Genomic DNA, 12,255 nt, shown 5'->3' with positions numbered 1-12,255 from the left:
AGCTCAGAACCCCGCGCGGCAGCATCCGACCAAAGAGGCTATTAAGAAGCCTTGACTGTGGTCATGCGGCCAAGTCTGTCAGGTGCGCGACGGCACGCGCCCGCGCATTTCGCGGCGGGCCGCGGGGAACCCACCGGCCGGCCTTCACCGAAGGCCGACGCGGACCCGCCCCATGAGGGCGGACCCGTCCCGTAAGGCCGTCGACACACGACCGACGCCCGCGGGCGACCGGGACGTCGTCTGTCGGACACCGGCCGTTGACAGCCTGCGCGGGTGCCGTCCCTCCGTCTCCTCGTCGGCCGGGCCGTCGACCGGGGCGTCGACCGGGTCCTCGGCCGCGCCGTCGACATCCGCCAATGCCAAATACTCGGTCTCACAGGCTCGACGGCCCTTGCGGCAGGTGGCGTGAGCGCAGGAGCTCTGCCGGTACGGGAGATGCTCGCCCCGGGCTCCGGGCGCGCCGCGCTCGGGCTCGTCGGCGCGTACTTCGGGCTCGTCGTCCTGATAGCGGCCTGGGCACTGGTGGGCAGAGCGGTGCGCGGCCCACGCCCGCCCGGGCGCCGCGAACTGCTGATGACGCTCATGCTCTGGGCGGCGCCGCTGGTGGTGGCGCCGCCCTTGTTCAGCCGCGATGTCTACAGCTACCTGGCGCAGGGCGCCATGGTCGACGCCCAGCTCGACGTCTACGCCCACGGCCCCTCCCACCTCGGCGGACCGCTGACGGCGGAGGTCGCACCGCTGTGGCGGGACACCCCCGCCCCGTACGGCCCGGTCTTCCTGGCCCTCGCCGCGGCGGTGGCCCGCTCGCCCGACCTGTCCGCGTTCTCCACGGAGCAGATCACCACGGGAGTGCTCGGCATGCGTCTGGTCGCGCTGCTCGGCGTGGCGGCCATGGCGCTCTGCCTACCCAGGCTGGCCCGGTACTGCGGTACGGACCCGTCCATGGCGCTGTGGCTCGGGGCGCTCAACCCTCTGGTTCTGCTGCACCTCGTCAGCGGCGCGCACAACGACGCGGCCATGCTGGGGCTGTTGGGCGTCGGCCTGGTCGCGGCGCTCGGCGGCAGGCCGGTCGTGGCCGTCACGCTGATCACACTGGCCGCCCTGGTCAAGGCTCCGGCGGCACTGGGGCTCGTCGCCGTCGTCGTGCTGTGGGCGCGGCAGGCAACCTCCGCACGGGCGCCCCGGTTGTCCGCGGGGCGGCGGGCCGGGCCGTGGTGGGCGCCGCGGTTGTCCGCCGTGCGGCGGACCGGGCCGCGGCAGTCGGCGCGGGCGCCACGGTTGTCCGCCGGGTTCGCCGTTCTCGGCGTCCTCGCCGTCTGCGCGGCCACCACCGCGGTGACCACCGCCGTCGTGGGCACCGGATACGGATGGCTCACCGCGCTCGACACCCCCGTGTCCCCCGAGAACTGGTCCCTGACCTCCACTCTCGGGCGGATGACCGGCGCCCTGCTCAGCGGTGCCGGCGACACACTCGCTGCCGGCGCCCGGTTCGCCGCTCCGGCCTGGCATCTGTTCGGCCTTGCCGCAACCGCCGTTGCCGTACTGCTCGCCTGGCGCCGCCACCATGTGTTGCGGCCGGTCCATGCGCTCGGGCTCAGCCTGACGGCAGTGGCACTGCTCGGACCGGCGATCCGCCCCTGGTACGTGCTGTGGGGGCTGTTCCTGATCGCCGCCGCGGGGCCGGGGAGATCCCTGCGCCGGATGTTCGCCACAATGAGCGGGATCTTCGCCCTGGCGGTACTGCCGAGCGGATTCGCCCCCGACGCCGCGCAGTTGATGCTGGCCGTCAGCGGCGGACTGCTCGCGCTGACAGCCCTGTGGGGCGCACATCGCTTCGCACACCGGCCGGTTGGGAGTACCGCATGACACAGCTGGACACGACCGAGGCCACATGGCGGTGGCCCACGACCACTCGCGGACGGCTTCTCCTGGTCGTCGCACTGGCCGCCGCCGTCGTGCTGTTCCTCGCGACGGTTCCGCTGCACCGCGGCTGGTTCGACCTCGGCGTCTACTACGGGACCGTCCACCACTGGGCGGGCGGCGGCGCGCTCTACGACTACGTCGTGCCGGGCAGCCACTACGGCTTCACCTATCCGCCGTTCGCCGCCCTGTGCATGCTGCCGATGCGGCTGATCGACTGGCAGAGCGCCGTCGCGTTCAGTGTGCTGTTCAACGTCGCCGCGGCTGCCGTGATCCTCCGCTGGACCGCAGGCCCGGTCGTGCGACGACAGGGCTGGACGCCCTGGTACGCCCTCGCCCTGACCGGGTGCGCCTTCGCCCTGCTCGAACCGGTCCGCGACACCGTCAGCTTCGGCCAGGTCAATCTGCTGCTGCTGGCGCTCGTCCTCGCCGACGCCCGGCTGCTGGCCGGCGGCAGGGCGTCCCGGTACGCAGGCATCGGCATCGGTCTCGCGGCCGCGATCAAGCTCACGCCGGCCGTGTTCATCGGCCACCTGCTCATCACCGGGCGTCCACGCGCCGCCGCGACAGCCACCGCCGTCGCGCTCGGCGCCACGGGCCTGGCCGCATGGATCGCCCCGGACGCCTCGCGGGCCTACTGGACCGAGGCGTTGTGGGACACCGACCGGGTCGGCTCGCTCGCCTACGTCTCCAACCAGTCCTGGCAGGGGCTGCTGGCCCGGCTCTCGGAGCCGTACGAGCCGAGCCGCGGGATCTGGGCGGTCGGCGTGATCGTCCTGCTCGCCGTATGGGCCGCACGGGTCCGCCGCGCGACCGCGGCCGGCGACCACGCCGCCGGCTTCGCGCTGACCGGCATCCTCGCCTGCCTGATCAGTCCGGTCACCTGGGTGCACCACCTGGTCTGGCTGGTGCCGGCACTCGTGGTGCTCGCCGACGCCGCACTTCGCGCACCAGACGGGCCGGACCGCCGCAGGCAGCTGACCTGGGCGGTCGCGCTGCCCGTCGTACTGTGCAGCAGCATTGTGTGGCTGTGGAGCAAGGACTCGTCCGGCATCGACGGGTTCCTCGGCGGCAACACCTACCTCTGGATCGCACTGGGCCTCTTCCTCGCACTGCCCTTGCGCAATGCCCGAACGCAAGCCCTCGCACTGCCGTCCCGCCCCTGACAGGTCTGCGACGATGGACACATGCGTGCACGCTACGGGCTCCCCCTGAAGATCACGGCAGGAATCACGGCGGCCGGAGCCGCCGGCCTCGTCTACGCAGCGGGCATCGAGGCCCGCTCGTACCGGCTGCGACGGGTGACCGTGCCGGTGCTGCCGCGCGGGATGCGGCCCTTGCGGGTGCTCCAGGTCTCCGACATCCACATGGTGGGCGGCCAGCGCAAGAAGCGGGCCTGGCTCCAGTCGCTGGCCGGCCTGCGCCCCGACTTCGTCGTCAACACGGGCGACAACCTCTCCGACCCGAAGGGCGTGCCGGAGGTCCTGGACGCGCTCGGCCCGCTGATGGAGATCCCCGGCGTCTACGTCTTCGGCTCCAACGACTACTACGGACCCAAGCTCCGCAACCCTGCCCGCTACCTCCTCGAAAAGGCCCAGGGCCGGCACGGCCTCAACGGCAACGCCCCGGCCGTCGGCGCCGTCCACAACCCGTGGGAAGGCATGCGCGACGCGTTCGACGCCGCCGGATGGCTGGACCTGACGAACACCCGCGGCCGGCTCAAGCTCGACGGCTACGAGATCGCGTTCACCGGCCTCGACGACCCGCACATCAAACGAGATCGCTACGACAAGGTCCTCGGCGGCCCCGAGAAGGACGCGGACCTCTCCCTGGCCGTGGTCCACGCCCCCTACCTGCGCAGCCTCGACGCCTTCACCGCCGACGGCTACCCCCTGATCCTCGCGGGACACACCCACGGCGGCCAGCTCTGCATCCCCTTCTACGGTGCCCTGGTCACCAACTGCGACCTGGACACGGACCGGGTCAAGGGCCTCTCCACCCACCGGGCCGAGGGGAACGTCTCCTACCTCCACGTCTCCGCCGGCTGCGGCACCAACCGCTACACCCCGGTCCGCTTCGCCTGCCCACCGGAGGCGACCCTCCTCACCCTGGCCCCGCGCGACTGACCAAGCCTCATGCGGCTGTGGGGCCGGTCGGCCTGGCAGAAACCGGATTTCGTCTCCGGCCGCGGGTGGGCTAAAGTAATCGATGTCGCCGGGACACCGGCGACATCGGGGTGTAGCGCAGCTTGGCAGCGCGCTTCGTTCGGGACGAAGAGGTCGTGGGTTCAAATCCCGCCACCCCGACAGCTGAAACACCAGGTCAAGGGCTTGGTCCTCACTGAGGATCAAGCCCTTGAGTGGTTTCTGGAGCCCTCCCGGGAGAAATTTGGGAGAAGATCTTGAGATTCCGCTCCCAGACGACGCTCCACCGGCGCACTCTCAACCACTCTTGCTACGCCGACGCCCATATAGGTAGATGGCCCGAGGGTCATGGGTCGAGCACTCGAAGCACGCCGGCCCCTGCCACACCCAGCGCCCCTGACCCTGATCCAACTGGACGGAACCTGTCGGCGCACCGGCGGCTACCGGCGAAGCGGGGAACCTCGCAGGTCCCGCGAAAATTCGACAAGACGCGGCTTTGCCTCAGCTGGCGGGTCGGGGCTGCGACGGTACGGCGGCGGGTGCTGTCCCGGACGAGGCTCCCGCTGCCGTGCCACCTGTGCGCTGTACGGTGCGCCGCCACAGCCGTCCCACGGCGCGGTAGAAGCGGTCCGGCAGGAACACGGCGTCCGCGACGATCATCGCGCCGGAGAAGATCGGCAGTCCCATGACCACCGCGATATTCACGTGCATGCCCAGCAACAGGACCAGGACCGGGTATTTGAGCCTGCCGAACAGGACAAACGGAAAGGCGACCTGCACCAGCACCGTCAGATAGCCAACGACTGCAATCAGCACGTGATGGCCGTCGATCATCTGGGACAACTCAGGCCAGGGCCGGAACAGGTCGATGTTCAGGATGTAGTGGAGGGCGGTGCCATCGCCCCACTTGACGCCCTGCACCTTGTACAGGCCCGCGCATCCGTAGAGGAAGCAGACCTGGGCGGCGATGACGAACATGCCGCAGTTGTGCAGCACAGTGATCAAGATGATACGGGCGTCATCGAGCTGGTGCCGGAGACCGCCGCCGAGCCGGCCTGCCGTCTTGCCCGCCGACGCCTGGAGCCGGGTCCTTCGCGCGTCGAGGGACCAGCGCCGGCCGCACGCGGTGAAGACGAGGTAGACGGCCATGAGGACCATGAGATTGTCCCCGCCGTCCGCCATGAAGATCGCCCTGGCGTGGAACGACACCACCACGACCGCGAACAGCACGGACATCGCCCGGGTACGCCAGCCCAACAGGAACAGCGCACACGTGACGAGAGCGACGGCGTAGCAGACCTCGAAGTACACCCGGCTGTCGGACAGGGTGAGGACGCTGACCCACCCGCTCTGGTCGAACATCTGCCTGGCCAGCGCGGGCGTCCACGGTGAACCGGGGCCCCAGATCTCGTCGCGGTGTGGAAACTCGCGGAGCAGGAAAACGAGATAGAGCAGCCCGTACCCGATGCGCAGCATCGCCGCCGCATACAAGGAGACCGGCCGCTCGGTCAGGAGGACGAGGAACGCATGGACCTGGTCGAGCACGCGCTGCGACATCCGCACGGCCGCCGGTTCGGTGGTGCGTGGGGGCGGTGTGGGCGCTGGGACCGGTGCCTGCTCAGTCCGTTCCATGCGACGACACCTTCCACCAAGGCAGATACCGGGTTTCAGCACGCGTCGATGCCGCAGCGGCCGGCCGGAAACCGCCCGCTGCGCGGGGCGCGGGGATGGGCTGCGTGATGACCCGCAATTGGATGGAGTCGAAGGTGCCGCCACGTTGGGCGGCGACACGGTCCGCTGCGATGTTGCGCAGATACTTCTCGATCATCACAGCACGGTGGGAGCGCGGCTCGTCGTTGCCGCCGTGCGTCTTGAGGTAGGCATTCCAAGCCTGGCGCAGCATGTTCTGTGCCGTATGGCTCGGGAAGACGTTGTGCTTGACGGCGGAATTGTCCCTGACGGTCAGATCGATCCAACCGCTCACCCGTGTGGTGCCGTCCGGCGCTGTCCGCTTGGTCCTCGCCGAAATCTGCCGGTTGACCCACTGCGGATTCGGGGCGAAGAGCCGCCAGTTCTGCTCGAACACGGGCCGGACCCAGGCGTCGATCTGTCGGCTGTACGCCTTCGAGATGGCATTCGGAGGCGCCACGTGCAGAAACACCAGGAGCACATGGGCCAGAGCCACTGCAAGGCAGAGGGCCACCGCGGCCCCCGTTCCCGCGGTCAGCAGGCGGGGTGGCCCAGAAATGTCATGAGTCATACGCGGTCCCCCGCCACCGTCCTGTGCTGCCGGCTCAGCGTCGGTCCGCTGCGATTCCTTCACATTCATCGATTCAACGCCGCCCAACACGGACCCACCCGGCCCTTCCCATCCCGACTGCTCGCATCTACTTCTCCTGCTTCCGCGGGCGGGCGCGCGACGGAATCGACGACGATCCGACGCGCGCCAGTCGACCCCACTCGTGTGTGGGGTCGACTACCCGTGCGCGCACTCCGCCGAGTGAGCCCACGCGGGACCCACTGGTCCCGCCGATAGGCGGGGGAACAACTCGCTCAGCGTTGAACGGGCATTTGTGCACCCTGCGCTTTCCCTCGCGCTTGCCGGGATTCCCGGGCTTCTCGCCGTATCGCCGTCGTGGTACCCGCCGTCGTGGTACCCGCCGTCGTGGTACCCGCCGTGGTCGTATCCGCCGTCGTGGTATCCGCCGTCGTGGTATCCGCCGTCGTGGTATCCGCCGTCGTGGTATCCGCCGTCGTGGTATCCGCCGTCGTGGTATCCGCCGTCGTCACCGGTCGCAGCGTCACCGGTTGCGGCATCACCGGTCGCAGCGTCACCGGTTGCGGCATCACCGGTCGCAGCGTCACCGGTTGCGGCATCACCGGTCGCAGCGTCACCGGTTGCGGCATCACCGGTCGCAGCGTCACCGGTCGCGGCATCACCGGTCGCGGCATCACCGGTCGCAGCGTCACCGGTCGCGGCATCACCGGTCGCAGCGTCACCGGTCGCGGCATCACCGGTCGCGGCATCACCGGTCGCAGCGTCACCGGTGGTTGTGGTCGTGCTGCCCGCACACTCCGGCCTGGTGATCCGGTTGGTGTCCAGCGTCACGGCCTCGACCTCGGCCAGCGCGCGGCCGTCGATGGTCGCTCCCGTCGTTACGGTGATCGCTGCCTTGGCCATGATCGTGCCCACGAAGGTGGTGCCGGTGCCAAGGGTGGCCGAGCTGCCGATCTGCCAGAACACATTGCACGGCGATGCGCCGTTGATGAGGGACACGCTGCTGTTGCTCGCCGTCGTCAGCGTCGAACCGACCTGGAACACCCACACTGCGTTCGGGTCGCCCTGGGCATCCAGGGTGAGGGTGCCGGTGAGCCCGAGACTTGAAGAGGCGGTGTAGACGCCCGGAACCAGCGTCAAGCCACCGGCATCCGGAGGAAGGGCGCCATTTGATGCCTGCCCGGCGGCGTCGTTGTAGGCCGCGACCAGGTCGGTCTTGGCTTGTTCAGCCACAGTATCCCCGGAGTGCAAAGTCCCGTTGACCGTACCGGGCGGGAATCCGGAGATGGACGTCCCCGGATGCACTCCGACGTCTCCAGTGACCACTGAGGGCCCGGTGTTGGTGACCTCCGCGCCGGCCAGTACCGCGAAGCTATCCGCGGTACCCAGATCTACAGGTGTTGCTGCATTCGCCCGTGTAGGCGTCAGTGCGACCACGGCAAAGGCGACCAGCAGGGTGAGTACCCCCGCGATCCAAGCCGTCATTGTGCGCCGATGCGGCGCATCGGAAATATTCAGTGTCATCGAGGAGTCAACTCCTGTGGGGGTGGTGACGTCCGGACGTTCCTCGTCGAACGGAATCGCTTCGCCTGTCGGCGGCATATTAAGCAGACCCCCAACCCCCGTTGCGATTCACCCAGGTGATGTCGCCGGAATCAATCAATATGCATCAAAGAATGCAAGAAAAAATGTTGAGCTGACTGGCCGTCACTCATCCGTGCGACGAGCCGGAAGGCGCTTACCACGGAATTGGGCAAGCTGACAGCAGCTGTCCCCCGAATGGGCGCAGGTACGAGGCCACCCTCGCCCAATGCGAGCAGGTCCTCGGCACACCCACCCCGACACCCTGATCAGCCGCGACAACCTCGCCGCGGCCCACCAAGCCGCCCAGGATGTACAGCAGCGAAGTACAGCAACCACAGCAAGCGTCGCCGACCCACACCCCCAGCGACCCAGCCCGTCCGGCCGGTCCGCCCCGTGACGAGGGGCCGCGCTCGAACGTGCACGCGGGACACTTCGTCCATCGCCAAAAGCCCGTCCAGGGTAGTGGCCTCGGGATCCCCGGCGACGTGGACTCCACGACTTTCTGGCATGAGCGGGCCACCTTCGGTTGAGGGAGCCGGCCGCGACCCGGCCTTCCCCCTCGGGACACCATGCAGGAGACCGGGCCGGCGCCCGAACTGCCTCTGAGCCCATGAGCATGAGGCTCACGGGGGATCTTGCCGACGAGGAGGGGGGTTCCGCCGATGAGCGGGACGGTAACGGCGGTCAGCAGCAACAGGGAATACTCGTTCACCAAGGGCAACCGGGACCGCATCACATTGCTCGCCGGGCTCGGTGTGGAGGGGGATGTACACGCCGGGGTCACGGTCAAGCACCGCTCGCGGGTGGTTCAGGACCCCACGCAGCCCAATCTGCGTCAGGTGCACCTCATACACGAGGAGCTGTTCGCCGAGGTCGGTGCGGAGGGGTTCGAGGTGAAGCCCGGTGACCTCGGGGAGAACGTCACCACCCGCGGCATGGACCTGCTCGGTCTGCCCGTCGGGACACGGCTGCACATCGGCGACGAGGCGGTCGTGGAAGTCACGGGTCGGCGCAATCCCTGTCTGCAGATCGACATCTTCCAGGCCGGGCTGCTGAAGCAGGTCGTCGGCCGCGACGAGGCCGGGAACCTCGTGCGGAAGGCCGGGATCATGAGCGTCGTCGTCGAAGGCGGCGTGGTGCTGCCCGGCGACACGATCACGGTGCGCCTGCCGGCAGAGCCGCACCGGCCGCTCGACAGGGTCTGAGCCTCCGTCCCGCCGAAGATACGCAACGGGGCGGCGAGGAGTTCGCCGAGTTTCTCGTGGAGCTCGTGGAGCTCGTGGAGTACGACAACCTCTTTTGTGACGAGGAGGGCACGACCGGCCCGTTCGTGAACCGTGGGCGGGACGACTCCCCTGTCGGGCGACCGCGACCGCCGTTCTGACCGGTGATTCGACGGGCGGGGAACCGAAATGGGGGCAGCGTCGTTGTCCGGTCGGGCAAAGAAATCGTCAAGTGGCGTGGCCCGCGCCGGATTGCGCAGGGGATTTCCATGGGTGTCAGCCTTTCCAAGGGCGGCAACGTCTCGCTCAGCAAGGAGGCCCCGGGCCTTTCCGCGGTCGTCGTGGGCCTCGGCTGGGACGTCCGCAGCACCACCGGGACGGACTTCGACCTGGACGCCAGCGCCCTGCTGGTGGACGCGAACGGAAAGGTCCTGACCGACCAGCACTTCGTGTTCTTCAACAACCTCAAGAGCCCCGACGGCTCCGTCGAGCACACCGGTGACAACCTCACCGGTGAGGGCGAGGGCGACGACGAGCAGATCAAGGTCAATCTGGCCTCGGTCCCGACCGACGTCGACAAGATCGTCTTCCCGGTCTCGATCCACGAGGGCGAGAGCCGCGGCCAGTCCTTCGGCCAGGTGCGCAACGCGTTCATCCGCGTCGTCAACCAGGCCGACAACAACGAGCTCGCTCGCTACGACCTGAGCGAGGACGCCTCGACCGAGACCGCCATGGTCTTCGGCGAGCTGTACCGCAACGGCGCGGAGTGGAAGTTCCGTGCCGTCGGCCAGGGTTACGCCTCGGGCCTGCGCGGCATCGCGCAGGACTTCGGCGTCAACATCTGACGAGTGCCGTCCCCGGTGTCCGGGCCCGTACCGCGGGCCGGACACCGGGGACGGCGGCATCCTCCCTCGCCCCGTCACCAGGTGCGCCGCCACAACCTGCCCGCCTTCACCGTCTGTTCCCCAGCACCGAACGGCCCTCGGCCGCGTCATGCGGCCGCGCATCCGCCATGGGAGAGCCGCGTTCCTTCGGTCAGCGCGGAGGGGCGGCCGGCGCCGGACGGCCGGACCGTTGCGGTGACCCGGCGAGTGTGATCCACCCGGTTGCGACCGGCCGGTGAGCAGGCATGTGGACAAGTTATCCACAGGAGGCGGAGGGTGTCGGCGCCATCCGCTTTGATGGAGGGCATGAACGACGCACAGATCATGGCCGACATGCCCGACTGGGAGAAGCGCTTCCGGGCGCCGCGCGTCTCCCTGCCCGACTGGGCGGAGGACGCTCCGGACCGGTCCCTGTTCGTTTCCAACGCGACGGGGACCTACGAGCTGTACGCCTGGGACCGGGCGACGGGCACCCAGCGCCAGGTCACCGACCGGCCGAACGGCACGTCGGACGGGATACTCACCCCCGACGGCGAGGCCGTGTGGTGGTTCTCGGACACCGACGGGGACGAGTTCGGCATCTGGATGCGGCAGCCGTTCCACGGCGGCGACGACGTACCCGCCGCACCCGGCCTCGAGCCGTCGTATCCGGCGGGAGTGGCCATCGGCCGTGACGGCACCACCGCGGTCATCGGCCGCTCCACCGACGAGGACGGCACGACGATCCATGTCGTACGGGCGGGGGCGGCGCCCGTCGAGATCTACCGGCACCGGGAGTCGGCCGGGGTCGGCGACCTCTCGCACGACGGATCGCTGCTCGCCGTCGAGCACACCGAGCACGGGGACGCCATGCACTCCGCGCTGCGGGTGACCCGCCTCGACGGCACGACGGTGGCCGAGCTGGACGACACGGCGGGCGGCACGGTGGAGCTCGGCCTGGAGGTCCTCGGCTTCGCCCCGGTCGACGGCGACACCCGCCTGCTCGTCGGACATCAGCGGCGCGGCCGCTGGGAGCCGATGATCTGGGACGTCGCCTCGGGCGAGGAGACCGACCTCGGCATCGAGCTGCCGGGCGATGTGAACGCCGAGTGGTATCCGGACGGCTCCGCGCTGCTGATCGCGCACAGCTTCGAGGCGCGCGGCGAGCTGTGGCGCTACGACCTGGCGACGCGCGCGCTGACGCAGCTGGACACACCGGCCGGTTCGGTCTCCGGCGCCACGGCCCGCCCGGACGGCAGCGTCGAGTACCTGTGGTCGTCCGCGGCGCAGCCGCCGCGCGTCCGGTCCACCGCCGGCGGGGCGGTCCTCGACCCTCCGGGCCTGACGGCGCCCGCCTCCGTGCCGGTCGAGGACGTATGGGTGGAGGGCCCCGGGGGCCGTATCCATGCCCTTGTGCAGAAGCCTGCGGGCGCCAGTGGTCCACTGCCGACCGTGTTCGAGATCCACGGCGGTCCGGCCTGGCACGACAGTGACGCCTTCGCCGCGGGCCCGGCGGCCTGGATCGACCATGGTTATGCGGTCGTCCGGGTCAACTACCGGGGGTCCACGGGCTACGGCCGCGAGTGGACGGACGCACTCAAGCACCGGGTCGGTCTGATCGAGCTGGAGGATGTCACGGCGGTCCGTGAGTGGGCGGTCTCCTCGGGACTCGCCGACCCGGCGAAGCTGGTCCTGGCGGGCGGCTCCTGGGGTGGCTATCTGACCCTGATGGGCCTCGGGACGCAGCCGCGGGAGTGGGCCGTGGGCATCGCCGCGGTGCCGGTCGCCGACTTCGTCACGTCGTACCACGACGAGATGGAGAACCTGAAGGCGCTGGACCGCACGCTGTTCGGCGGCAGCCCGGAGGAGGTGCCCGAGCGCTACGAGGCCTCGTCGCCCCTGACGTACGTCGACGCGGTCCGGGCCCCCGTCTACATCTCCGCCGGGGTCAACGACCCGCGCTGCCCGATACGGCAGATCGACAACTACGTGGACAGGCTCGTGGCACGCGGTGCGGTCCACGAGGTGTACCGGTACGACGCCGGTCACGGCTCCCTCGTGGTGGAGGAGCGGATCAAGCAGGTGCGACTCGAGATCGGATTCGCCGACCGGCATCTGAAGGAAGCCGCGATACAGCCGTGAACCCTCGGCGCTGCCTCCCCCACAGCCGTCGGCGTGGGAGCCCCGGGGCGGCCGTCGTGGCGGCCCCGACACGAGGAACGGCTCACGCGTTCCGTACCGTG

9 protein-coding genes and 1 tRNA gene are annotated in these 12,255 nt (G+C 69.5%); 7 read left to right on the top strand and 3 right to left on the bottom strand.

Annotated features, from left to right (window positions below; translation table 11 throughout):
* Window positions 1-348 precede the first annotated feature (348 nt).
* The 4 genes from mptB (at window position 349) to IE198_RS22480 (ending at window position 4,226) form a co-directional block, all read left to right on the top strand.
* Window positions 349-1,866: a polyprenol phosphomannose-dependent alpha 1,6 mannosyltransferase MptB gene (gene mptB, locus IE198_RS22495; RefSeq protein WP_373299941.1), complete on the top strand. Its 1,518-nt coding sequence runs from the start codon at window positions 349-351 to the stop codon at window positions 1,864-1,866.
* On the top strand, window positions 1,863-3,086 hold the full coding sequence (locus tag IE198_RS22490; RefSeq protein WP_189889404.1) for a glycosyltransferase 87 family protein: 1,224 nt from the start codon (window positions 1,863-1,865) through the stop codon (window positions 3,084-3,086). The genes mptB and IE198_RS22490 overlap by 4 nt, the downstream gene beginning before the upstream one ends.
* A 21-nt stretch (window positions 3,087-3,107) precedes the next feature.
* A complete protein-coding gene (locus tag IE198_RS22485; RefSeq protein ID WP_189889402.1) occupies window positions 3,108-4,046 on the top strand; it encodes a metallophosphoesterase in 939 nt (312 codons plus the stop codon).
* Between the two features lie 106 nt (window positions 4,047-4,152).
* Window positions 4,153-4,226 (top strand) — tRNA-Pro (locus IE198_RS22480).
* 339 nt (window positions 4,227-4,565) lie between these two features.
* On the opposite strand, the gene IE198_RS22475 is transcribed toward IE198_RS22480, so the two are convergent.
* The 3 genes from IE198_RS22475 to IE198_RS22465 form a co-directional block, all read right to left on the bottom strand.
* Window positions 4,566-5,621 (bottom strand): HTTM domain-containing protein, encoded by a 1,056-nt coding sequence (locus IE198_RS22475; RefSeq protein ID WP_229834250.1) that lies wholly within the window; start codon window positions 5,619-5,621, stop codon window positions 4,566-4,568.
* Window positions 5,622-5,682: 61 nt separating this feature from the next.
* Entirely contained in the window at window positions 5,683-6,414 is a 732-nt protein-coding gene (locus tag IE198_RS22470) for a DUF5819 family protein (RefSeq protein ID WP_308426840.1), read from the bottom strand.
* A gap of 126 nt (window positions 6,415-6,540) precedes the next feature.
* The gene (locus IE198_RS22465) at window positions 6,541-7,944 is read right to left on the bottom strand and encodes an ice-binding family protein (RefSeq protein WP_229834228.1); all 1,404 of its coding nucleotides are present in this window, start codon (window positions 7,942-7,944) and stop codon (window positions 6,541-6,543) included.
* A 644-nt stretch (window positions 7,945-8,588) separates the two neighbouring features.
* Here IE198_RS22465 and IE198_RS22460 point away from each other — a divergent pair.
* The 3 genes from IE198_RS22460 to IE198_RS22450 all read left to right on the top strand — a co-directional run bounded on the left by IE198_RS22460 (window position 8,589) and on the right by IE198_RS22450 (window position 12,154).
* On the top strand, window positions 8,589-9,131 hold the full coding sequence (locus IE198_RS22460; protein ID WP_189889398.1) for an MOSC domain-containing protein: 543 nt from the start codon (window positions 8,589-8,591) through the stop codon (window positions 9,129-9,131).
* 287 nt (window positions 9,132-9,418) lie between these two features.
* The gene (locus IE198_RS22455) at window positions 9,419-9,994 is read left to right on the top strand and encodes a TerD family protein (RefSeq protein ID WP_189889396.1); all 576 of its coding nucleotides are present in this window, start codon (window positions 9,419-9,421) and stop codon (window positions 9,992-9,994) included.
* A gap of 336 nt (window positions 9,995-10,330) precedes the next feature.
* Complete coding sequence (locus IE198_RS22450) at window positions 10,331-12,154, top strand: S9 family peptidase (protein ID WP_189889556.1); 1,824 nt, start codon at window positions 10,331-10,333, stop codon at window positions 12,152-12,154.
* Window positions 12,155-12,255 lie beyond the last annotated feature (101 nt).

Source organism: Streptomyces xantholiticus (genome assembly GCF_014651015.1).
GTDB classification, from domain to species: Bacteria; Actinomycetota; Actinomycetes; order Streptomycetales; family Streptomycetaceae; genus Streptomyces; species Streptomyces xantholiticus.
This window is presented reverse-complemented; position numbering and strand designations above follow the sequence as displayed.